The organism is Psychromonas arctica (assembly GCF_038155225.1).
In the GTDB taxonomy this organism is placed as follows: Bacteria; Pseudomonadota; Gammaproteobacteria; order Enterobacterales; family Psychromonadaceae; genus Psychromonas; species Psychromonas arctica_B.
The window spans coordinates 44,714-68,197 of record NZ_JBAKBA010000024.1 but is presented as its reverse complement, the minus strand read 5'-3'; the positions used below and the strand labels follow the sequence as shown (position 1 = coordinate 68,197).

Genomic DNA, 23,484 nt, shown 5'->3' with positions numbered 1-23,484 from the left:
TTCTTCGTGTCCTTCGTGTAGCGCAGCGCTTCGTGGTTGTTTAGTTTTTTAAAATCAAAAGCGATTAACCACGAAGGCTCGAAGGGTAAAGAAGGTTAGGTCAAAAAAAATACTTTAATCATGTTGGTTTTTCTTCGTGTCCTTCGTGTAGCGCAGCGCTTCGTGGTTGTTTAGTTTTTTAAAATAAAAAGCCGATTAACCACGAAGGTAGAAAGAGTAGAGAAGGTTAGATCAAAAGTTTTATTTAATAAGAGTATTAGTTTGTTTTGGTTTGCTTTCGTGCCCTTCGTGTAGCGCAGCGCTTCATGGTGGATTGAGTTTTTAAAGTCAAATACAAAACATGTTTTTGAGGGTGTGCCGATAGGCTAGTGTCACGAGCGGAAGATCTCTGCGATTCCTTTTTACAAGCTTAGTAAAATTAACACAATTAAACGATACATCTTCTAAGGGGCGCTGGCTTTAGCCTGCTTTTTTGATTGTGTTGTTAATTATCAAATAATGGCTGTTCGTTCGCTTTGGTCATTGAGTCCAATCGTTGTATGCGATGGGCCGCATACTGGCAGGCTGAAGCTAGCGCCCCTTAAATTAGACTCTGTCTAATAACTACCACTTACTTATTTTGATTGTGTTGTTCGTTTTACTCATTGAATCCAATCGTTGTATGCGATGGCTCGCATACTGGCAGGCTGAAGCCAGCGCCCCTTAAATTAGACTCTGTCTGATAGCTACAACGACTGGCTCTTTTGTGGGTTTAGTATTAATGAGTCGTTTGTTTATTCTTTATCTAATAACAATTGCCATAACGCTTCATAATTCAGCATGTTGAGATGCTTTCTCGTTTCATTATGTTTAAGCTTATCTTGTCTGTTGTTATAAGGGCCCGTTGCACATAACTGGCAATACTCTTCACCTTGATATAACGCCTCACTTAATTGTGCTTTGAGCTGATGCTCTTTGTTATCACTCCACACATAGGTGATGCCTTTAGTGTCTTTAACATGTTTATCTCGGTCAACATTTCGCACCTTATAACCTGGGAACGCGTTAATATCAAAATCATGCCAGCCTAAGTAGCCAATATCTGTATTTCTATGTAACGCATTTTCAATATTCCATTCTTTATAAGGCTTCACATCTTTAGAGGTGATATAGCATAAACGAGCGCCATTAGGGTCTAAAAAATGCTTAAAAGAATGGATCAAAAAATAACGTAATAATTGACGATTTAGCGTATTAATATGCACTTCTTTGCATTTTTCTTGGAACTCCGCTTGTGACTTAAAAGCAGGAATAAGTGGAAATTGAAAGATAATGACATCAAAGCTGTGCTTCTCTAGTTGTGACCAAGAGTCTGGATTGGTTATATCAAATTCACACAAAACAGGACAATCTTGTTGTAATAACGTTTGATAATCATTGTGTGCGTATTTGCCTAATAAAACCTCGCTAGTATCTAATACTGTCGCAGTTAAACTGGCAGGCTGGTGGTGAGTGAGTAGCGAAGCTGAAAAAGATAAATCGCCATCTCCTACGGTTAATACTCGCCATGTTTTATCAATGATCATTTTTTATCCTGTGTAAAAATCTATGCTAAAAATCGCGCGCAGTATAACAAATAGGGCATCGAATGTTTTCTTTAATTTTTTTAACTGTTACTAAGTAAAAAGCCATTATTGATTGTCGAACTCCTCTAAATTCAAAATTTAAATAGATGGATAAAATATTTAAATAAATGCTTAAAAAGGCTAAACCATGAAATTAGTTACAGGTAGTATTATTGCAGGCAGTGTTGCCTGTTTGTTGAGCCTCACCACATTAATCGTATTGACCTTAAATCCGGTTAATGAAATAAACAACACATTCGACACTGAAGTCGTTAGTAAAAAGAAAGAAGAACAACAAGCAATCGGCGAAATGGTTCAACAATTACAAATCGCCATAAACTCACCGACTGATGGCAATGCATTACAAACTATCTCTAAATTTGGGACAGACAGCCGCTATTATTTGATGGTAAGAGGGTGGTTAGTACAAAAGGTAAGGGGTACTGAAAGTCGGTTACAAGCACAAAAGTCACAAAGTAAACGAGAGGTGTTAGTGACTGAGGTTGATGCTTTAAAACAAGCTATTCGAGCCATTGATTTAGAGTAGTTGAAATCTAAGCTTTTATATTTAAAAAAGCTTAGGGTCTAAGTTGAGCCTAATCGCTAATAGGCTCTTATTTATTGAATGCTTTTTAACCTTTGATTGTTTAAAGGCAACTCCCAGTAAAAGTTAACTGCCTGCTTAATTAACCATCGAAGCAATTAACTATCGTACAAGTTAACTATCTGTACAGGTCAATAGAGCATCGAACGCATCATTACCACGTAAGTTTTCGAAGTCATCTTCATCTGCTGCTAATTCTCTCAATGACGAACGGCCTTCAATGGCTTTTTCTAAGTCACTGATTGCTTGATCTTCCACACCTAAACAGGCGTAAGCACAAGCACGTTGGTAAAATGCATCTTGGTTAGTGTCGTCCATGTCTAATACGCGGTTACAAATACTGAGTGCCCAGTGGAATTCTTTCAGTTCCATTGCTGCATCCGCTTTTGAGGTTAACGCTTCTAAGTCACCAGGACGAATTTTCAAAATAGCATCATAAGCGGCCATTTTTTGTTCCGGTGTTTGGCTTTTTTGAGCACGTAACCAAAGGTTATGAATCTCATTAATTTTTTCTATTTCAATATGATTATCGGCAATACGTAATGTTTTACGACGTAAGTCTTTTTCCAATGTTTGAAATTTTTCTTCGTAAGATTGTGCAATCATTTTAATTTGTGAGTTTGCTTTCTTAGTGGTGTTAACGCGGATCTCATGCAGTGACTTCCAACCAAATAAAGCCACTAATGATGCAACACCTGCAATCACATAGAAGAAAAAGTTAACGGTTTGTTCTGCGTAACTTAGTGATTTTTCGGCTACATCTAATTCTCTATCAGTAATTTCAATGGTTAATCTACGTTCTAAATCTTGCAAATCATGACGAGTCGCTTTTAGTTCATCAAGAATATAGCGCTCAACTAATGGCTTTTCTGCAAAGCTTGCGGTTGCAACGTCGTTTGTCTTATTGCTGACTGCCGCCGCGGTTTGTTCTTGAACTGACGCTGCTACTGATTCATCAGTCGTTTCAACATCGGCCCAAGTGACAGATGAAAGAAGACTGAATAAGACGAAAATAATTGCTTTAACTAGCATGAAATTGTGTTCCTTGTGACGCTTAAGTAAATAGCCTCAGACCTATATAAATAAAGCGATACCGAGTTAGTCATGCCATTACAGTGATTGCTGTTAATGACACACCCAATACAGTGTGCGCTTTTATTATGACGATCTGAGTTTAAGTAGGAAAGTATGAACGATGCCAATATTATTACAACAGCAAAGCTAATATTTATACTTGATATTAAGATTAATTACGGGTTGAATGGTGAGCCTATTTTATAACTGAGAAATACCTATGCAAGAGCCTGAAAGTAATCAAGAAAAGTGGCTATCTGGTTTCATGAAAGAAACGTTTAGAGAGCAAAAAAAAACACGTCGATGGGGAATCGTCTTTAAACTATTAACTTTTACCTACTTATTCGTCGCTTTATTCTTATTCATGAATACGGGGTTACTTGATAAAGAGTCTGCAACTCAAGAAGATCATACTGCAATGGTTGTAGTGAATGGGGTGATTGCTGCCGATGAAGAAGCAAATGCGAACAGCATTGTCAGTTCATTAAGAGCCGCGTTTAAGAATGAACACTCAAAAGCAGTGATGATGGTTATCAATAGCCCTGGAGGTAGTCCAGTTCAAGCGGGTTACGTAAATGATGAAATTAAACGTTTACGTGGTATTTACCCTGAGAAAAAGCTGTATGCAGTTATTGCAGAGTTAGGCGCTTCGGGTGGTTATTACATGGCGGTTGCTGCAGATGAAATTTATGCTGATAAAGCCAGTTTAGTCGGGTCGATCGGGGTAACAGCATCTGGTTTCGGTTTTGTTGATTTAATGGAGAAGGTCGGCGTTGAGCGTCGTCATTACACATCAGGCGAACACAAAGCTTTCTTAGACCCATTTTCACCGGCTAAAACAGAAGAAGCATTATTCTGGCAAGGCGTGTTAGACAGTACTCACAAACAGTTTATTAAAGTGGTAGAAGAAGGCCGTGGCGATCGCTTAGTGAAAGGTAATAAAGATCTTTACTCAGGCTTAATCTGGAATGGCGAACAAGCTTTAGCACTTGGTTTGATTGATGGTCTAGGTAGCCCAGGTTACGTAGCAAGAGACGTTATTCAAGCTGAAGAAATTGTTGATTATTCAATTAAACCATCGCCATTAGAAAGCTTTACTGAAAGCCTAGGCTTATCAATTGGTGAAGGTGTTGCAACCTTATTGAATCGCTCAGATACAGCAATGCAACTGAGGTAATCAGCTCACTGTTTTTTAGATCTCTAGTTAAAATAATTGCGCCTCTATTATCAGAGGCGCTTTTGTTTGTGTAGGTTAGCAAAGGTGGATGGATAAGTTTTTATGAAAATTGCTCATATTAATCAATTACGAAACATTTTTAAGGGTGCGCTGGCTTTAGCCTGCTTGTTTTGACTTTGATTGTTGTATTTGATGTTGTGAATCGATTTTTATTCACTTCGCTCATTATGGCTAATAGCAGTATGCGATGGATCGCATACTGGCTGGCTTTAGCCTGCTTGTTTTGACTTTGATTGTTGTTTTTGATGTTGTGAATCGATTTTTATTCACTTCACTCATTATGGCTAATAGTAGTATGCGATGGAGCGCATACTGGGAGGCTGAAGCCAGCGCCCCTAATATCAAGCTTTGCTTAATAGCTGTCGCGACTAACTTGCATTGTGTCTCCAATCACCTAACACATTTGAATTGTTGCGTTGATTGAATTGGCAGGCAGGTGAGTGTCACGAGCGGAAGAGCTCTGCGCTCTCTTTTATCAGTGTGATCACTTTAATTAATCGAAACATTTTTAAGGGGCGCTGGCTTTAGCCTGCTTATTTTTACTTTTACTTTTACTTTGACTTTGACTTTGATTGTTGTGTTTGATGTTGTGAATCGATTTTTATTCACTTCGCTCATTATGGCTAATAGCAGTATGCGATGGTTCGCATACTGGCAGGCTGAAGCCAGCGCCCCTAATATCAAGCTTTGCTTAATTTGCCATGCGCCCCGAGTTCAAAAGAACAAAACTTGTTTTTTAAAATCAAAAGCCGATTAACCACGAAGACACGAAGGGTAGAGAAGGTTAGTAAAAACTAAACAATCTTATTTGTTTGAGTTTGATTTCCTTCATGCTCTTCGTGTAGCGCAGCGCTTCGTGGTTACTTGTTCTTTAAAAGAAAAAGTAATTAACCACGAAGCCATTTACATGTTTACTCAACTGCTTTTAAAGTGGCTTTCAAAAGCGCCCAGTAATTATCAACTGATGCAATGTGTACTTTTTCATCAGGGCTGTGTGGGAATTTGATCGTTGGACCGAATGAAATCATATCCCAGTGCGGGTATTTATCGCTGAATAAACCACATTCCAAACCAGCATGAATAACCATCGCTTTAGGTTTCTTAGCAAATAACGTTTCATATTGTATTTCCATGATTTGGTATATTGCTGAATCTGTATTGGGCGTCCAGCCTGGGTAATTACCTTCTTTAGCGACTCGACCATTAAATTGCTTAAAGTGTGCGGCAATTAAATCTGCTCTTGCGTGTTTGTCAGCATCAACTTGTGAACGCACTAATACCTGAATAGCAAAATGATTAACCGCACCGGTTTGTTGAGTTATCACCCCTAAATTGCTTGATGTTTCAACTACGTTAGGAAAGTTGTCATCCATTGCAAACACGCCATTGACACAACTATCTAAAGAGCTTAATAGATTATTATGGCTTGTGTGGGTTAATACTGAACCGGGTAACGAGCATGGTGTGATGCTGACAGTAAAGTTATTCTCACTGGCTCTGTATTTATCTTTAAGGCTAACTTCTAATGTGTTGATGACGGTTTTAATACTATTGTAATATTGTTCATCACATACAATAACCGCTTTTGCTTCACGTGGAATGGCATTACGTAAACTGCCACCTGAAAGTGACGATATTAAAAAGGGCGTACCTTCTAAGTTAGTTAACACAGAGGCTAATTCTTTCACAGCATTCGCTCGGCCTAAGTTAATATCAACGCCAGAGTGACCGCCTTTTAAACCTGAAATAGTAATCTCATAAGCATTTTCGGAAATGTCAGATTCCATTTTTTCAAAAGGAAGTAGAACATTAACATTCACGCCGCCCGCACAACCAACGTAGAGTTCGCCTTCTTGCTCTGAGTCGGTGTTGATCAAAATCTTGCCTTGTAAAGCATTCGCTTCTAAACCAAATGCACCTATCATACCCGTTTCTTCATCGGTGGTGATCAATACTTCTAATGGGCCATGTTCAATACTGTCATCATCTAAAATAGCTAAGCATGATGCCATGCCGATACCATTATCAGCGCCTAGGGTTGTATGATCAGCTCGTAACCATTCACCATCTATAATAGGAGTAATGGGATCGGTTAAAAAATCATGAACCTTATCATTGTTTTTTTGCGGCACCATATCAAGGTGACATTGCAATATAACGGGGGTTTTGCTTTCAAAACCGGTGGAAGCTGATTTTGTCAGTATTAAGTTACCTATTTTATCCTTAACACAGGCGATATTTTTTTTAGCTGCCCAATTAATAATCCAAAGAGTAAGTTGCTCTTCATGCTTTGAAGGATGAGGAATTGCGCATATTTTTTCAAAGAATGACCAAACTGGAGCTGCTTGAAGTGATTGTAATTGTTGCATAAACAGGCCTTTTGCCGCTTAAAAGAAGAATAACCTCAGTTTTACTTGGTTTGAATTCCAAGTCTTTTACGTTATTATGTAATTGATCTAGATCAATTTATAAAAATTAACGTTAAGGAAGTTACCGTGTCAGAAGAAAACTTTAAAGACCCATATAGCCTACGTCATTTTCTTGGTTTGTTGGTTGTATTTCTCATTCCAACCTTGCCAGCTACTTTAACGTTAATTAAAGTACTGTCTTAAAAATCAATCGGTTACTAATTTCATTAATGATAATTAGTAACCGAATCTACTACCGCCACGCTACTCTTTTTTCCCTCTTATGTCATTAATTTCTAATTGATTTCACCGTAAAATAAACGAAATATGATCTCTGTATCTTATCCAGTAATCGCTAACATATTTCGAGATATAAATAAATTACCAAAATAGACATTTATTTTTATAAAATTAAAAATTTGATTGGTCAATTGCCCTTAAGATCTATAAAATACGCGGAATTTGCCAAATTTTACTATTTTCTGGTGAAAAAATGCTCTGCATGGCCTCACTCAGATTATATAAATTTTTATTTATTTGTTATTTCATGGAGGTTAACTTGAGTCATTCTGCCATACTGGTATTGGAAGATGGGACTGTATTTAGAGGCGTATCAATCGGCGCTCACGGAAGCTCTGTTGGTGAGGTTGTTTTTAACACTTCAATGACAGGCTACCAAGAAATTCTGACTGATCCATCATACGCAAGACAAATCATTACACTCACTTACCCTCACATTGGCAACACTGGAACAAACGATGAAGATGAAGAATCTCCGTCAATCCATGCTTGTGGTCTCGTTATCCGCGATTTACCTCTTCTAGCAAGCAACTTCCGTAGTCAAGCATCATTAAGCGAATACTTAACAGCACGTAATGTTGTTGGTATAGCGGATATTGATACACGTAAGTTAACACGTATTTTACGTGAGAAAGGGGCGCAATCTGGTTGTATCGTCGCTGGTGATAACATTGATGAAGCTGCTGCACTTGCACAAGCTAAAGCCTTCCCTGGTTTAAAAGGAATGGACTTAGCGAAAGAAGTAACAACAAAAGAATCATTTGAATGGTCTGAAGGCAGCTGGACATTAACTGGCGGCTTACCTGCACCAAAAACAGATTGTAAATACCATGTTGTTGCTTACGACTACGGCGTTAAACGTAACATTTTACGTATGTTAGCTGACCGTGACTGTAAATTAACAGTGGTACCTGCGCAAACACCTGCATCTGAAGTGTTAGCAATGAACCCAGATGGTATCTTCCTATCTAATGGCCCTGGTGACCCAGAACCATGTACTTACGCGATTGACGCTATCCAAGAAATCCTAAAAACTGATATTCCAGTATTCGGTATTTGTTTAGGTCACCAATTATTGGCACTAGCAAGTGGCGCAAAAACAGTGAAGATGAAATTTGGTCATCACGGTGCAAACCATCCTGTTAAAGATTTAGAGCGTGATGTTGTGATGATCACTAGTCAAAACCACGGTTTTGCAGCTGACGAATCGACATTACCGGCAAACTTACGTGCAACGCATGTGTCATTGTTTGATGGTTCACTACAAGGTATTCACCGTACTGATAAAGCGGCATTTAGTTTCCAAGGTCACCCAGAAGCGAGCCCAGGCCCGCATGATGCAGCGCCTTTATTTGATCACTTCATTGAATTGATTGAACAGTACAAAAACGCCTAGTTAATTAGAACGATAGAACAGATATAAAAAGGTAATTTCAGATGCCAAAACGTAATGACTTAAAAACTATCCTAATCATTGGTGCAGGTCCGATTGTTATCGGTCAAGCTTGTGAATTCGATTACTCAGGCGCACAAGCTTGTAAAGCGTTAAGAGAAGAAGGGTACCGCGTTGTACTTGTTAACTCTAACCCAGCTACCATCATGACAGACCCAGAAATGGCCGATGCCACTTACATCGAACCCATTCACTGGCAAGTAGTAGAAAAAATTATCGCTAAAGAGCGTCCATGTGCAGTATTACCAACAATGGGTGGCCAAACGGCGCTTAACTGTGCACTAGAGCTTGAAGCAAAAGGTATTTTAGCTAAATACAATGTTGAAATGATTGGCGCAACAGCAGATGCAATTGACAAAGCTGAAGACCGTAGTCGTTTTGATACAGCAATGAAGAAAATTGGACTTGAATGTCCACGTGCAGGTATCGCACATACAATGGAAGAAGCTTACGGTGTATTAGACATGGTGGGCTTCCCTTGTATTATTCGTCCATCATTTACGATGGGTGGAACAGGCGGCGGTATCGCGTACAACAAAGAAGAGTTTGACGATATTTGTTCAAACGGTTTAGACCTTTCACCAACCAGTGAATTATTGATTGATGAATCATTAATCGGTTGGAAAGAGTATGAAATGGAAGTGGTTCGCGACAAAAATGATAACTGTATCATTGTCTGTGCGATTGAAAACTTCGACCCAATGGGGATTCATACCGGTGACTCAATTACCGTTGCACCAGCGCAAACACTAACAGACAAAGAATACCAATTAATGCGTAATGCGTCTTTAGCAGTACTACGTGAAATTGGTGTTGAGACAGGCGGTTCAAACGTACAGTTTGGTATCAACCCTGCAGACGGCCGTATGGTATTAATCGAGATGAACCCACGTGTATCACGTTCATCAGCATTAGCATCAAAAGCAACAGGTTTCCCAATTGCTAAAATCGCAGCGAAATTAGCAATCGGTTACACGCTAGACGAATTGCAAAACGATATTACTGGCGGTAAAACACCAGCATCGTTTGAACCAACGATCGATTACGTTGTGACTAAGATCCCGCGTTTTAACTTCGAAAAATTTGCTAACTCAAACAACCGTTTAACAACGCAAATGAAGTCGGTTGGTGAAGTCATGGCAATTGGCCGTAACCAACAAGAATCATTACAAAAAGCACTTCGTGGTCTAGAAGTAGGCGCGGATGGTTTCAGCCCAATGGTTGACCTAAACGACGAAGGCGCAAAAGAAAAAGTATTATACGAACTACGTGAAGCGGGTGCAGAGCGAATTTGGTACATCGGTGATGCATTCCGTTTAGGCATGACGATGGAAGAAATTCATAACATCACGATGATCGACAACTGGTTCCTCGTTCAAATCGAAGATTTAATCTTAGAAGAGAAAAAACTAGCAGAAGGCGGTTTACGTTCATTAGATGAAGCGCGTCTACGTGTGCTTAAGCGTAAAGGCTTTGCCGATAGCCGTATCGCATCTGTCGTGGGCATTACTGAAACTGAAGTACGTAAATTACGTGAGAAGTTTTCACTACACCCAGTGTACAAACGAGTAGATACGTGTGCTGCTGAGTTCTCATCTGATACGGCTTACATGTACTCAACTTACGATGAAGAGTGTGAAGCAAACCCAACAGATAACGAAAAAATCATGATCATCGGTGGTGGTCCTAACCGTATCGGGCAAGGTATTGAATTCGATTACTGTTGTGTACATGCTGCGATGGCAATGCGTGCAGACGGCTACGAAACGATTATGGTTAACTGTAACCCTGAGACAGTTTCAACGGATTACGATACCTCTGACCGTTTATACTTTGAATCAATCACGCTTGAAGATGTGCTTGAAATCGTACGTGTTGAAAAGCCTAAAGGCGTTATCGTGCAATACGGTGGTCAAACACCGCTTAAATTAGCACGTGCACTTGAAGCCGCTGGCGTACCAATCATCGGTACTTCACCTGAAGCAATTGACCGCGCAGAAGACCGTGAACGTTTCCAACAAGTGGTTGAGCGTCTAGGCCTTAAACAACCAGAAAACGATACCGTAACAACGCTTGAGCAAGCGGTTACGTCAGCAACACGTATCGGTTATCCATTAGTAGTACGTCCTTCGTATGTACTAGGTGGTCGTGCGATGGAAATCGTTTATGACGAAACTGATTTACGTCGTTACTTTAAAGAAGCCGTGAGCGTATCAAACGAATCACCTGTTCTTCTTGACCGTTTCTTAGATGACGCAATCGAAGTGGATATCGATGCAATCTGTGATGGTACTGACGTGGTTATCGGTGGCATCATGGAGCATATCGAGCAAGCCGGTGTTCACTCAGGTGACTCAGCATGTTCATTACCTGCTTATACATTAAGCAAAGAAATCCAAGACGAAATGCGCGGTTACATCAAAGCATTAGCATTAGAGCTAGGCGTTGTTGGTTTAATGAATACGCAGCTTGCTGTTAAAGATAACGAAGTTTACATGATTGAAGTAAACCCACGTGCAGCACGTACCGTACCGTTTGTATCTAAAGCGACGAGTGTGCCAATTGCTAAAATTGGTGCAAGTGTGATGGCGGGTAAAACGCTGAAAGAGCTAGGTATCACTGAAGAAGTTATTCCACCGTATTACTCTGTTAAAGAAGTAGTATTACCGTTCAACAAATTCCCAGGTTCAGATCCAATCTTAGGCCCAGAAATGCGTTCAACAGGTGAAGTAATGGGCGCAGGTGTTACTTTTGCTGAAGCTTACGCTAAAGCAGAATTAGGTTCGACGAAAGAAGTTGCAAGTATTGGCCGTGCACTTATCTCTGTGCGTAACAGTGATAAAAAACGCGTTGCTAAACTGGCACAACAGCTTCTTGACCTAGGTTTCGAGTTAGACGCGACTCACGGTACAATGATTATTTTACAAGATGCAGGCATCACCGCTCGCCTTGTTAATAAAGTACAAGAAGGTCGTCCGCATATTCTTGACCGTATTAAAAACGATGAATACAAATACATCGTTAATACAACGGAAGGGCGTGTAGCGATTGAAGATTCTCGTCAGCTACGTCGTGCAGCGCTACGTTACAAAGTAGACTACACAACAACATTAAACGGTGCATTTGCAACGTGTCAGGCACATACTGCTGACCCAACGGCACCAGAAGCGACAGTAACCTCAGTACAAGAGTTACACAAACGCATTAATGGTTAATTATTTATTTAATAAGTAATAATCTAGTGTAAATCGCGAATAAGAAGCCACTCAATTGAGTGGTTTTTTTTGCTTTAAACATCATCACATTATTTAATAGCAGCTTAATATAAGCCAAACATAGAATTCAAATAGACACCTTATTAACGCATTTAAGCGTCAGCTTTTTTGATTGAAAGTTATTGTGACAATATTTAATCAAAAAGAAGTAAACTTTAGGTTGATTATTATTTTTTAATCTTTACTATAAAAAAACGTTAAGTGACTTAGTGATTTAACGTTTTTTACACATCAAATTTTCGTTTTTACTGCTGATAAACAGAGGGGGCAACATGAATAATTTAAATACTCAAAACATGCAGCCTGTCTATCTTTCTATTCATTTGGATCTGCATTCTTGCACCCGAATGGGAAAACATCAGCAATAAATTCGGCACTTAATTTTACTGTTAGGTTGCGGATAAAAAGTGACTTAACAAGTAACAAATCTATTTAAACTACAGCACTTTTTATCCAAGACCTTCTTTTTATTATCGAAAAGGAGAGACGTTATGCGTCATTCAATTTATATCTTACTTGCTACTACGCTTATCAAAGCGGACATCAAACACGAGTTACGCTTAAAACGTAAACTATTAAGGCCTATTAAAGTGGATCTTAATTTGAGTGCCCACATGTTAATGGATATCGGCATTAATCCGGATGGTTTTGCAGTAGGGGAACGTTTTACATCAGCACAAAAAGCACGCCGTATAGTGCGCTACCTAAGGTATATAAAATCTGCTGAGATCATAACGTAAGCGAAGCGCGGTACTTAACTGAAAAAGTGCCGCGCTTTATCAATAAAAGTCTGACCATTCACTATTTTTGTTCTTTTAATAAATCAGATAAAGGACTTCTAACACCATTCGCACCAGCTTGAAGCACATGGGTATAAATTTGTGTTGTACGTAAATCTGAATGTCCAAGCTGTTCTTGTACCGTACGAATATCAGCGCCTCGTTGTAACAAATAGGTGGCAAACGAATGACGTAAAGTATGGCATGTTACTTTTTTGTCAAAGGCCAATTTACGTGCCGTGTTCTTGACTGCTCATTGCAAGTTAGATTCATGGATGTGATGTCGTCTCAAGCATTGCGTTCCTGGCTCAACACTTAAATCGTATGAAGGGAATAAGTAATGCCAACCTAGTTCAGTTGGCGCACTAGGGTATTTAGCTGCAAGCGCATAGGGTAAATAGACTCCTTTGTATTTGGGATTATTCATATCTTGTTGATAGTAAATTTTGGTTCTTTCAATTTGGTTTTTTAACGAGGGGACTAATTCTTTAGCAAGCGTGACCCTGCGATGCTTTCCACCTTTCGCATTCCATATTTGCAATGATAAATAATTAAAGTCGATGTCATGTATACGGAGTCTTAATACTTCCATCAGTCGAAGGCCACTACCATATAAAATCTGTATCGGGAGTGATAGTGAAACAGGGATATTGTTGAGTAATAATGAAACCTCTGAAATAGTTAATACAACCGGCAATTTAGGTTGCACAGTACTTCGGTTAAATTTTAGATCTAATGTGAGGGGGTTATCTAAAAACTCTTTATACAAAAATACTAATGCATTCAAAGCCAGTGATTGTGTTTTAGGTGCTACATTTCTCTGGTTTGCTAAATAAGATAAGAAAGATTGTACTTCATCATCGTGGCATTCATTGGGGTGTTTCTTTTGGTTGTAATAGATAAAAGAGGTGATCCAATAAAGGTAGGCTTTTATTGTTTTTTCTGCGTAATGCTTCATTCGCATATTTTCAGTTACTGCACTCAAAAATGGAGAAGGCATATGTCACTCCTATCTTTTAAATTGGTGTGTTTATATACAGTATAGCCATGTTGCAGTATTTTCACCGTAATTATTGCAATTTGTCGTCTTTTCCCATGATATTAGTTTTATGTTTTTCCTGTAATTACTTGTTATAGAAATAAATTAACGTAAGATTGAGATTGTTTTTTATCATTAGCTTATGTAGTTTTTTCACCTCAAAAGTGACATTTTGTAAGTTAATAAGCTGTTATGTTTCATATGCTAATTAATTCTGACTATATCAATAACTTTATTGTTTTAAGGAAAATAGAATGTCAAAAGAAATCAATACTAAAAAATCAACCGCATCTGGTGTTCAAGCTGGTGTTGAGAGTTTTAAAGACGCTAAAGATTTAACCGAAAGTTTTAAAGGAGCAATGAGCTTAAATCCCTCAACGCAGCAAACGTCAAAAAACACAATTCCAACTTCAGGAGCTGCTGCAATGATGCCGAGTTCAACAGAAAAAGAATCTAAAAGCTAAATATAAGCAGACACAAACCGATGCGCTGTAGTTTAATGTTCTTTTGGGTCGCTAATATAGCTATGATATAATTCTTGCTTACTTAATCAATTTAAAATAGGTTTTAGAATGACGAATAATAAAGATGCCTTATCGGAAAAGGAAGTTGAACAGCTTTCTGGAATTGAATTTCAAAGCCAATCATATGCATCTTTTTATAATACAACGATGGAAAAAGATAAAAGTATATTGACTCTTTCTGTAGCAGGAATCGGTTTTTTAGTTACGTTGTTAAAACTATCAGGAAGTATCGCATATTATGAATTGGCATTTTTTATTATTGCTGCAATCTGCTTTTTAACTTCCATTTATTGTGTAGTCGATATTTTCGGGAAAAATTCTGAATTTATAATTGATTTGGTTAATAAAAGAGATGTTCAAATTAAGCAATATAAACTGGACATTCTTGATAAAACCGCAATTAAATCTTTTTACCTTGGAATTGTTATGTCACTTTTATTAGGTGCATCAACTTCCATCACTTTAGTTTCTAACGGAGAAGTAGTAATGAGTGGAAATAATGAACAAAATAAAAGTCAGACTGTTTTCGTTACAGATAGTTGTATGAAAGCTACAGATTTACATAAGAGCTTTCAAGGGGCAACAGATCTACAGAGCGTAAGTGCTCCTCAAGCACCTGTAAGTCAAGGTCAAGTTAGTGGGGCTGCCGCAATGATGCCTCAACCAACTGAAAGTGACTCTAAATAAGTATTGGACACCCACTAGTTAATCACAATAAAATCAAAATTTTAGGATGTAAAGTCGATGGGTGTCCAGCACTTTTTACTTATGGTAATAGCGAGGTAGATTATTGCAAAGATCTGGACACAAGATCGTGGACACCCATAAACTTTGATAATTACTCTTCTATCTTTTAGTTATAATGTTTTACATGCTAATAGGTCGTTGTTATGACACAGTTTCGCTAACCTAAAACAGGTTAAAAGCTAACCCTACACAATTGCCGTGCAGGGATAATATCTACTAATTTGTTTATTGAGGCAACCAATCTGAAATAGCTTTTCCTATTTCATGAGGGCTATCTTCTTGAATAAAATGATGCCCTTTAACGGTCACTTCTGTGAGGTTTGGCCAAGTACGAACAAAGTCTCGAGCATAACCAACTAGAAATGCGCCTGGTTCTGCATTAATAAATAGTTTAGGTATGTCTTTTGAGTTCACAAGATAATCTGCATAACTGGCTACTAAGGCAACCGTTTCAGTAGGCTGTCCTTCAATCGGTAACTCTCGAGGCCCTGCTAAAGTAGCACGACGATCTTCTCCTGAATTTAAGAATGGACGACGATATTCAGCATGTTCTTTATTACTTAATGTTCGAATTATTGCGCTTGGTAATAATGTTTCGATAAAAAAGTTATCTTCAAGTACTGTTTTATCACCTTCGTTTGAACGTAACATGCCAATAGGGGCGTGCAAGTCTTTAGGGAAGTCATTCCAAGTCGGAAAAGGGGTGACGATTGCCTCCATAAATGCGATTGCTTTTACAGCAGATTGATTGTGGTTTGCCCAATTAAAGCCAACACCTGAACCCCAATCATGCAAAACAAAAGTGACGTTATTATCCACACCTAACGCTTCTAGCAATGCTGAAGTGTATTTTGTGTTCTCTGAAAGTGAGTAGTTACCGTCCTTGGTTTTATCCAGTTTGTCACTATCTCCCATCCCGATCATATCAATAGCAATTAGACGACCTCTACCTTCTAGATGAGGCATGATATTTCGCCATAAATAAATCGATGTAGGGTTACCATGTAAAAATACAATGGGATCGCCTGTACCTTCATCAACATAGGCCATACGTTTACCTAATACGGTTTTAAATTGCTTCTTATAGCGTAATGTTTCTATATCAATTTTCATGTTTGTTAATCGCTCCATCAATTGGGATTTAAAGGTGAATATTTTTGTTATAAAAGAATGAGCTGTATTAACAATGCCTTGTGATAACGGCTAAGCGTTCTTTCATCGGTTATGTTTAATCTCAGTATTATTCTTTTGTAAATATAGGTGACTCAGTCATATAATATATTTTATGGTTTATGTTTGTCTATAGTTTTTTGTGATTGAGTCATATATAATTTAATTTTAAAAAATGACTCAATACTCAAAGTGGTTTTAGTATGAAAAATGACGATTACACAGCTAATTTACTAGGTGCTTTTGCTAGTACGATTTCAACGAGAATCGAACAGGGGATTACTGATTTAGGTGGACACAGTCTTAGTCATGAAACCGCTTTAGTCACCATTTATAATCATCCTAATGAAAGTATCGGTGTATTAAGTAAAGTCTTGGGGTTGACTCACTCAGGAGCAGTAAGATTAATTAATACGCTTGAAAAAGAGCAACTAGTACAACGATATAAGTGTGAAAATGATGCAAGAGCCATTGTGTTACGAGTTACCAATACAGGCCAGGAAAGAGCAAAAGAAGTATTACGTGTACGTGAACAAGTCACTACGCAAGTTTTAAATTTATTAACCATAGAGCAACAAGAAGTGCTTGTACCTATGCTTGAGAGTGTATTGGGTTCGTTTACTGAGGGGCAACAAGGTGCTCGTCGATTATGCAGAATGTGTAACGAACAGGTTTGCCGTCCGCAAGGTTGTCCTGTTGAAATAGCTGTCGCTAAGTAGTTAATACATTTTCTATTTTCTTACTGGGCAAAAGAACTAAAGAACATCCATAAATTTTAACTCAATTAATTCCTTGTTTTTAGCCCTTTAATCCCACTTATGATTCAATTTAATCAGTTAGCTAATAAGGTTAAAATAATCTATTTAATCTCAAGTAAATGCAATCTTCTGTCATTTTTATTTAAATAAACGAATTGAAAATAAGTTATTCTATCGTCTCGTTATACACTAGTGGTGATTTCATATGAGTGATGTTTATAAAGGTAGTTGTTTGTGTGGCGCTGTTATTTTTGTTGTTAATAGCTTTAATGATCAAGCTGCGAATTGTCATTGTACAATGTGCCGTAAGTTTCATGGTGCTGCATATGGAACATTAGTCGGAGTGTCGGGTTTGAGCTGGATTTCAGGTAGAGATTATTTAAAAGAATTTACTGCGCCAAATGGTTCTGTTCGTACATTTTGCTCTAAGTGCGGTTCTAGTTTAGGGTTCCGTGTAAATGGTGCTTCTTTAAATGAAATAGAATTGGCAGTTGCAACTTTTGATAGTGACATTCCTGTTGTAATTGATGCTCATATTTATACCGACTACAAAGCAAATTGGTGCAAATTAGAAGATGAATTACCTAAACACCAGGAAGGGCGCTAATGCCTTATAATACCAAAAAAATTAATAAGGTGATCATTCTTGCTGGTTAAAACCACCCCTAACTGCGTTGTGAGTTTTGAAGTGAGAACACCTATCTCCTACAATTCACACCTTATTAGTGTTAATTTTCCCTACGCAATCTCTGATCACTTATTTAATTCCATTTTTATAAAGTTGTTTAGCAATACGTCCTGAGATAGACAGTTAGTAAAAAATTAATTATTAATTGAAGGAAATACAGAGTTTGATCTTTCATTTTGCATTAATTAATTCTGAGTTAGTTGATTGGAGGTATATGCTCAATATCAGAATATATAGCTATATTAGCTTTTATGACGCGGTATCAAGAAATTAGACTATCTGTAAATAGCGTAAAATTGTATTACTTATTTGAGAGTTAAGAATTAATACGATTACAATATCGTATTAATTCTTGGTTTTTTAGCAATATATTTTTAACTGTATGATGCTTCAAGTACTTGTGCTGCACTGAATAGTGTCATTTCGTCATGATATTTTGCAATTAGCATTGCGCCGATTGGACGGTCATCTGATGTTTTCCCTACAGGAACTGATATAGAGGGGTGTCCTGTTGCGCAAGTTGGAGCTGTATTCCCTACCATTTCAAATGCGCGTGCAATAATTTCCTCTGCACCTGCATCTTTTTCCGGCAAACGTGTTGCAGCCATTGGCGTTGTTGGCATTAATAATACATCTACTTCTGATAATGCTCGATCATAATCGGCGGTCATTAAACGGTTAAGGTTTTGGGCTTTGCCGTAATAGCGTCCTTTCGTTCTTGATGATGTAAAATGTCCGGTTAGCATGCCTAGTTTCATTGTTTCTGATAATTCATCAGCCTTTTCTTTCCAATTGGATTGCGCATCCATTAGACCTTCTACAAAAAGGCCTTTCATATTGGTTCCGTATGAATTATTTCGCATCATTAAATCATAAGTTCCCTCAAGAAAAATAGGTGTCCATATCGCAGCACCAACAGCATGTAATGGTATAGAAATAGTGTGGATAATAGCGCCTTTTGCTTCTAGTTTTTTAGCGGCTTCCATTACTCGCTCATCAACTTCTATTTCAGCACCGGGTGTGCCGAAGCCTTCAGGTACAATTCCTACACGTAAGCCTTTAACTCCTTTATTAACGGCTTCGCTATAAGGTTGAGATACAGCCCCTTTTTGACGAGGGTCTAGCCCGTCAGCCCCAGCCATTACTTCTAACATTAAAGCATTATCTGCAACGGTACGTGTTATTGGACCTGCATGATCTAATGTTAGCTCCACGGCAAAAACTCCAGTATAAGGCACCAAGCCATGTGTAGGTTTTAAGCCGACAATGCCACAATATGAAGCGGGAATACGAATTGATCCACCCTGATCGCCACCCGTTGCCATATCAACTATACCAGCAGCAACCAAAGCGCTTGAACCAGACGAGGAGCCGCCAGCATTAAACCCTGGTACGGTAGGATTTTCAACATATCCATTATGTGAAGTGTGGCTTCCTCCTGATGCACAATAATATTCACAATTAGATTTACCGAGGATTGTTCCTCCTTCATCTAGAAACCGTTGAACAATGGTAGCGTCGACATCAGGTATATAACCTTCTAAAATTGAAGTTCCATTTGACATGGGGACGCCTGCAACACATACGTTATCTTTTATTGCGATTGTTTTACCAGAAAGTTTACCGTCACTTGCTCCTTGAATTGTTGTTTTAACTGCCCATGCATTATAAGGGTTATTTTCTGAGGAAGGTTTTATGCCTGAATGGCGAGGGTATTTTACTTCAGGTAATTGAATATCCATGCTGTCTACAAGATCAAATGCATCAAGTTGCCCCTGCATTAATTTATGATAAGTAGTCGCTTCTGATTCTGTAAAATGAATGCCTATTTCTAAAGCCGCTGTTTTTACTTCTTCAACCGTAGGTCGTTTAATTGACATAATGCTTTCCTTTGCTAAGAGTTATCAAATATGATTAATGATCAAATTGCATAATTTAAGGCGCTTTCATACTCACTAAAAATAAGAAATAAGTCAATAAACGTGATCGATGCTTTTTTATTGAATTAATGTTGTTGACATATTGTTGATTGTTGTTTTTAGGTTTGTTCTTTTTTTACTAAAAGTATGCAGCTAACAGGCATTTTGACATCTTATATTTTCTAACTTATATTTTTAATTACGTTGCTTTTACCTATTAAAAGCCGTTGTGATGAAAGGCTCTGTATTCGTAAAAACTATTACCTAATACTCTTGAGTCACGGATATTTGCTTGTTCATTTATCTTTAATATCATTAGCTTTCATTATTTTTAGTTACGATTTTCTTCTCATTTATATCGTGTAAACAGTCAAATTTTTGATGTTTTTAAATGCTGTAATGAATTTAATTTAAGGTAAATTTGAGTTTTTTAAGAGTAAAATGTTAGGGATAACATCAGTTTTAAACTCATAGTGCTAAAAGAAATTGTTAATTTGTATCTTAGTATGCGTTAATAATAGCAGTCACGTTAATTAAGTGATTGTTATTAAATACGAAAAAATTGTGGAAGTGACTATGAAAAAATAATAGAGGCCTCCAAATACTTATCATCTCAAATAGCTATCTTTTTTGACACATCAACGCCAATAATCATATTTAATTGTTTCATTTAATGAAATAATTAATTTTGAAAATAGCTCATGTTTATTAAGGATTCATAATGAAAAGACTTATTTTAGTTACCTCTCCGCCAGCAAGTGGCAAAACCTATATTTCTAAAAAGTTAGCAAAAGCACTTAAGCATGTTGTGTATTTAGATAAAGATACATTGATTGTTTTATCACATCAGATTTTCAAAGTGATGAATGAAGAAGTGAATCGAAGCTCTGATTTTTTTGAAGAGTATATTCGTAATTACGAGTATGACGCAGTGTTAGCATTAGCGATGGAAGCGCTAGAATATGACGATATTGTATTGATTAACGCACCATTTACCCGTGAAATTAGAGATACTGCTTTTATTGATAATTTAAAAAATCAACTCATTGAAAAAAATGCACGCTTAACTGTCGTTTGGGTAATGACTGATGTTGATGTAGTTAAAAGTCGTATGATTGAAAGAAACTCTTCAAGAGATACCTGGAAGTTGGAAAACTGGGATGAGTATATTGAAGGCGTTGATTTTTCTATCCCGTTGAGTATCGATAATCCAGATATCGTTGATGATTTATTACTATTTAAAAATTCAAACCAAGATGAATATGAAACCTCATTAAAAGAACTTGTTTCTATTTTAGAAAAAGAACAGTCATTAAATAGAGAATAAATCTAATTCTTGGTTTATCTGAGAAAAATTTAATCAATGTCGTGTTAACAATATAGTTTGTATTCAATCACAGATTAGGTCCAATATTAACGAGCCCTGATCTGTTTTATTGCATTACGCTTATATTATCTAGCACTGTGATTAATATAAGAAACTACATAACTACATAACTACATAACTACATAACTACATAGAAACTAAATGTGGTTATGTAAATCATATAGTTATGTAAGTATGGGAAACCATGAAAACAAACGATTTCAATCAATTATTAACAGAGGTGCGTGCTTGCACCATTTGCGAATCTAACTTGAAAGAGGGTGTTCGTCCTGTTTTGCAAGTTAATCAGCATGCTAAAATTCTTATTGCTGGGCAAGCGCCTGGTTCAAAAGTCCATGCAACAGGTATTCCGTTCGATGATCCGAGTGGTGACCGATTAAGGACATGGATGGGGGTTGATAAAGACACTTTCTATAATTCACAAAAAATAGCTATATTACCCATGGCTTTTTGTTATCCAGGAAAGGGGAAATCAGGTGATTTAGCACCTCCAGCAATATGTGCAGAGACTTGGCGTAACAAATTACTTGAAGCTATGCCGGAGATTCAGCTCACACTTGTCATAGGGCAATATGCTTTGGCATGGCATTTAGAAAACCGAGAGAAAAATCTTACCGAAACAGTCAAGAACTGGGCTGCTTATGGAGAGCAAGTTATGCCTCTTCCACACCCAAGTCCGCGCAATAATATCTGGTTAAAAAAGAATCCGTGGTTTGAAGCGGATGTGTTAAGGGTGTTACAAAATAGAGTTCATAACATTATCAAATAGATTTTTAGCTTTAAAAAGCGAGTTATGCATAGATGTAAACTCAAGCTATGCCATTAAATAAAAGAACGTAAACATTTATATATAAAAGAATGCAATACATATAAATTTAATAATTTATCATTATTGCTTAACCTTTCTCATAAGATAGCTTTCTTTAAGTATTTGATTATTTCACTGACTAGGTCAGCATCTTTTAATGTGTTTTTGATCCCGTAAAGTTTTCACTACGTATTTAAAAATAGAGGGTATGACACTATCAATAAGTGTTTTATCGATATAGTTGGTCGTGCTTAACGTTTGGTTTTTTACTTAATGCTCGGTAGCTTTGAAAAGAATTTTCGAGTATTGCTAAAACGTTGGCACACTAGCATCATTGAATACATCTCTATCTGTTTATTATTTTTTACTCGTTGTTTTTAATAGGATCTTAAGTTGATTTTATCTTGTTTTCGTCATGTGTTTATTAGTTCTATTGTGCTTCTCACTGCTTGTAGCCAATCAAATATAGACCCTAATTATCAAGTGTCAGAGTCATTGCCTAATTATTCTCAACACAATTTTCAACAATACATTACAGAAACAAAAGAGTGGTTATTGGCACATCGAGTCTTTAAAACCGATGATATTGAAAAAGAATTACAAGCGAACCTTCCCTTCGAATTAATACCTGAAAACCCAAATGGAGATGCCGTATTGTTAGTGCATGGTTTGGGTGATTCTCCCTATTCGTTTACGGATGTGGCGAAGCATTTGGTTTCGCAAGGTTATCTTGTTAGAACGGTGTTATTACCCGGACACGGTAGTAAAGCTGGGGATTTAATGTTACCCACAGAGAAAGATTGGCAAGGGGTAGTTCATCATCATATTGGACTACTAAAACCAAACTCAAATAAGCTTTGGTTAGGTGGTTATTCCACAGGCGCAAACTTGGTGACATCTGAGGCATTACATGACGATAGCATAGAAGGGCTATTACTTTTTTCGCCTGCTTTTAAACCAGATTCATCAGCCGTAAAATGGGCTAACCTCGCCAGTTATCTGGTGACATGGGCGGATCAAGATCCTGAAACTAATTATACGCGTTATAATTCTCTACCAATGCATGGCGCTGCTGTTTATTACGATACCGTCAAAACGGTACAAGCTGATTTGGAGCATATCACTTACAATAAGCCAGTTTTTATGATGATGAGTGAAGGTGATAGTGTTATTGATACTGTATTTCCCATCAACGTATTTCAAAAACAATTTATCAATGAAAATAATCAGCTGATATGGCTAGGTGAAGATGATTTGACAATCCCTAACACTACTCGGTTCAGCATGAAGCGTCCTGATTTACACATTATTAATGGCTCTCACATGGGATTATTGTTTTCTCCTGATAATGTTGAATATGGTGCAGAGGGCGCCATCATCATATGCAATAACGGACAGACTAAAGAGCAAGAAGAGGCTTGTGAACAGGGCGAAGATGTCTGGTTTTCTTCTTACGGTTGGATAGAAGAAGGTAAAACGCTTGCTCGCTTAACTTACAATCCTTATTTTCAACAAAGCATGGAAAAACTGGATAGAGTGATGAACAGCGAACGCTAGTGTTTGATAAAACTGACCGGAATCTGATTCCTTTTTTTGGACGGATATTTGCGACAACTATACATTTATTATGCATTTCTTATGCATTTCTTATGCATTTTAGTTACGTCATGTTGTATATGGGAACATTGTTGTTATGGCTCATCAATAGTT

General features: G+C 37.5%; 17 protein-coding genes and 1 pseudogene. 12 read left to right on the top strand and 6 right to left on the bottom strand.

Translation table 11 applies throughout. The features are described from left to right. Positions 1 to 773: 773 nt before the first annotated feature. On the bottom strand, positions 774 to 1,565 hold the full coding sequence (locus V6255_RS11290) for a class I SAM-dependent methyltransferase (protein ID WP_341628258.1): 792 nt from the start codon (positions 1,563 to 1,565) through the stop codon (positions 774 to 776). 187 nt (positions 1,566 to 1,752) lie between these two features. Here V6255_RS11290 and V6255_RS11285 point away from each other — a divergent pair, with 187 nt between their 5' ends. After that, complete coding sequence (locus V6255_RS11285; RefSeq protein ID WP_341628257.1) at positions 1,753 to 2,151, top strand: hypothetical protein; 399 nt, start codon at positions 1,753 to 1,755, stop codon at positions 2,149 to 2,151. A gap of 171 nt (positions 2,152 to 2,322) precedes the next feature. Here V6255_RS11285 and V6255_RS11280 read toward each other — a convergent pair whose 3' ends face one another. After that, entirely contained in the window at positions 2,323 to 3,240 is a 918-nt protein-coding gene (locus V6255_RS11280) for a tetratricopeptide repeat protein (RefSeq protein ID WP_025565894.1), read from the bottom strand. Between the two features lie 262 nt (positions 3,241 to 3,502). Here V6255_RS11280 and V6255_RS11275 point away from each other — a divergent pair, with 262 nt between their 5' ends. After that, complete coding sequence (locus tag V6255_RS11275) at positions 3,503 to 4,459, top strand: S49 family peptidase (RefSeq protein WP_341628256.1); 957 nt, start codon at positions 3,503 to 3,505, stop codon at positions 4,457 to 4,459. A 971-nt stretch (positions 4,460 to 5,430) separates the two neighbouring features. On the opposite strand, the gene V6255_RS11270 is transcribed toward V6255_RS11275, so the two are convergent. Beyond that, entirely contained in the window at positions 5,431 to 6,888 is a 1,458-nt protein-coding gene (locus V6255_RS11270; RefSeq protein WP_341628255.1) for an aminoacyl-histidine dipeptidase, read from the bottom strand. A gap of 586 nt (positions 6,889 to 7,474) precedes the next feature. Between V6255_RS11270 and carA the strand changes: the two genes are divergently transcribed. From carA to V6255_RS11255, 3 genes are all read left to right on the top strand, one after another. Beyond that, the gene (gene carA / locus V6255_RS11265) at positions 7,475 to 8,623 is read left to right on the top strand and encodes a glutamine-hydrolyzing carbamoyl-phosphate synthase small subunit (RefSeq protein ID WP_341628254.1); all 1,149 of its coding nucleotides are present in this window, start codon (positions 7,475 to 7,477) and stop codon (positions 8,621 to 8,623) included. A gap of 41 nt (positions 8,624 to 8,664) precedes the next feature. After that, positions 8,665 to 11,895 carry a carbamoyl-phosphate synthase large subunit gene (gene carB, locus V6255_RS11260; protein ID WP_341628253.1) on the top strand — a complete coding sequence of 1,077 codons (3,231 nt, stop codon included), beginning with the start codon at positions 8,665 to 8,667 and terminating at the stop codon, positions 11,893 to 11,895. A 551-nt stretch (positions 11,896 to 12,446) separates the two neighbouring features. Continuing rightward, positions 12,447 to 12,695: a hypothetical protein gene (locus tag V6255_RS11255; RefSeq protein WP_341628252.1), complete on the top strand. Its 249-nt coding sequence runs from the start codon at positions 12,447 to 12,449 to the stop codon at positions 12,693 to 12,695. A gap of 61 nt (positions 12,696 to 12,756) precedes the next feature. On the opposite strand, the pseudogene V6255_RS11250 reads toward V6255_RS11255, so the two are convergent. After that, a pseudogene (locus V6255_RS11250) lies at positions 12,757 to 13,734 on the bottom strand (integron integrase). Positions 13,735 to 14,027: 293 nt separating this feature from the next. Between V6255_RS11250 and V6255_RS11245 the strand changes: the two are divergent. Beyond that, positions 14,028 to 14,237, top strand: a complete 210-nt coding sequence (locus tag V6255_RS11245) for a hypothetical protein (RefSeq protein ID WP_341628251.1) — start codon at positions 14,028 to 14,030, stop codon at positions 14,235 to 14,237. A gap of 108 nt (positions 14,238 to 14,345) precedes the next feature. Beyond that, positions 14,346 to 14,984 carry a hypothetical protein gene (locus V6255_RS11240; protein ID WP_341628250.1) on the top strand — a complete coding sequence of 213 codons (639 nt, stop codon included), beginning with the start codon at positions 14,346 to 14,348 and terminating at the stop codon, positions 14,982 to 14,984. 285 nt (positions 14,985 to 15,269) lie between these two features. Here the strand turns inward: V6255_RS11240 and V6255_RS11235 are convergent, their stop codons facing one another. Further along, positions 15,270 to 16,157 (bottom strand): haloalkane dehalogenase, encoded by an 888-nt coding sequence (locus tag V6255_RS11235; RefSeq protein ID WP_341628249.1) that lies wholly within the window; start codon positions 16,155 to 16,157, stop codon positions 15,270 to 15,272. A 260-nt stretch (positions 16,158 to 16,417) separates the two neighbouring features. Between V6255_RS11235 and V6255_RS11230 the strand changes: the two genes are divergently transcribed. Continuing rightward, positions 16,418 to 16,933, top strand: a complete 516-nt coding sequence (locus V6255_RS11230) for a MarR family winged helix-turn-helix transcriptional regulator (protein WP_341628248.1) — start codon at positions 16,418 to 16,420, stop codon at positions 16,931 to 16,933. A gap of 244 nt (positions 16,934 to 17,177) precedes the next feature. Next, complete coding sequence (locus V6255_RS11225) at positions 17,178 to 17,579, top strand: GFA family protein (RefSeq protein WP_341628247.1); 402 nt, start codon at positions 17,178 to 17,180, stop codon at positions 17,577 to 17,579. A 455-nt stretch (positions 17,580 to 18,034) separates the two neighbouring features. On the opposite strand, the gene V6255_RS11220 is transcribed toward V6255_RS11225, so the two are convergent. Beyond that, complete coding sequence (locus V6255_RS11220) at positions 18,035 to 19,540, bottom strand: amidase (protein WP_341628246.1); 1,506 nt, start codon at positions 19,538 to 19,540, stop codon at positions 18,035 to 18,037. A gap of 760 nt (positions 19,541 to 20,300) precedes the next feature. Here V6255_RS11220 and V6255_RS11215 point away from each other — a divergent pair. From V6255_RS11215 to V6255_RS11205, 3 genes are all read left to right on the top strand, one after another. Continuing rightward, positions 20,301 to 20,906, top strand: coding sequence for an AAA family ATPase (locus V6255_RS11215; protein WP_025562937.1), 606 nt, complete (start codon positions 20,301 to 20,303; stop codon positions 20,904 to 20,906). 244 nt (positions 20,907 to 21,150) lie between these two features. Further along, a complete protein-coding gene (locus V6255_RS11210) occupies positions 21,151 to 21,735 on the top strand; it encodes a uracil-DNA glycosylase family protein (protein WP_341628245.1) in 585 nt (194 codons plus the stop codon). 432 nt (positions 21,736 to 22,167) lie between these two features. Further along, positions 22,168 to 23,331: an alpha/beta hydrolase gene (locus tag V6255_RS11205; RefSeq protein ID WP_341628244.1), complete on the top strand. Its 1,164-nt coding sequence runs from the start codon at positions 22,168 to 22,170 to the stop codon at positions 23,329 to 23,331. Positions 23,332 to 23,484: the final 153 nt, after the last annotated feature.

Excerpts from the sequence above, each read along its gene's own strand:
- V6255_RS11235 (WP_341628249.1), bottom strand. The coding sequence starts at position 16,157 with ATGAAAATTGATATAGAAACATTACGCTATAAGAAGCAATTTAAAACC.
- V6255_RS11275 (WP_341628256.1), top strand. The coding sequence starts at position 3,503 with ATGCAAGAGCCTGAAAGTAATCAAGAAAAGTGGCTATCTGGTTTCATG.
- V6255_RS11290 (WP_341628258.1), bottom strand. The coding sequence starts at position 1,565 with ATGATCATTGATAAAACATGGCGAGTATTAACCGTAGGAGATGGCGAT.
- V6255_RS11280 (WP_025565894.1), bottom strand. The coding sequence starts at position 3,240 with ATGCTAGTTAAAGCAATTATTTTCGTCTTATTCAGTCTTCTTTCATCT.
- carA (WP_341628254.1), top strand. The coding sequence starts at position 7,475 with ATGGAGGTTAACTTGAGTCATTCTGCCATACTGGTATTGGAAGATGGG.
- V6255_RS11220 (WP_341628246.1), bottom strand. The coding sequence starts at position 19,540 with ATGTCAATTAAACGACCTACGGTTGAAGAAGTAAAAACAGCGGCTTTA.
- V6255_RS11255 (WP_341628252.1), top strand. The coding sequence starts at position 12,447 with ATGCGTCATTCAATTTATATCTTACTTGCTACTACGCTTATCAAAGCG.
- V6255_RS11210 (WP_341628245.1), top strand. The coding sequence starts at position 21,151 with ATGAAAACAAACGATTTCAATCAATTATTAACAGAGGTGCGTGCTTGC.
- V6255_RS11240 (WP_341628250.1), top strand. The coding sequence starts at position 14,346 with ATGACGAATAATAAAGATGCCTTATCGGAAAAGGAAGTTGAACAGCTT.
- V6255_RS11270 (WP_341628255.1), bottom strand. The coding sequence starts at position 6,888 with ATGCAACAATTACAATCACTTCAAGCAGCTCCAGTTTGGTCATTCTTT.
- carB (WP_341628253.1), top strand. The coding sequence starts at position 8,665 with ATGCCAAAACGTAATGACTTAAAAACTATCCTAATCATTGGTGCAGGT.
- V6255_RS11230 (WP_341628248.1), top strand. The coding sequence starts at position 16,418 with ATGAAAAATGACGATTACACAGCTAATTTACTAGGTGCTTTTGCTAGT.
- V6255_RS11215 (WP_025562937.1), top strand. The coding sequence starts at position 20,301 with ATGAAAAGACTTATTTTAGTTACCTCTCCGCCAGCAAGTGGCAAAACC.
- V6255_RS11245 (WP_341628251.1), top strand. The coding sequence starts at position 14,028 with ATGTCAAAAGAAATCAATACTAAAAAATCAACCGCATCTGGTGTTCAA.
- V6255_RS11285 (WP_341628257.1), top strand. The coding sequence starts at position 1,753 with ATGAAATTAGTTACAGGTAGTATTATTGCAGGCAGTGTTGCCTGTTTG.
- V6255_RS11225 (WP_341628247.1), top strand. The coding sequence starts at position 17,178 with ATGAGTGATGTTTATAAAGGTAGTTGTTTGTGTGGCGCTGTTATTTTT.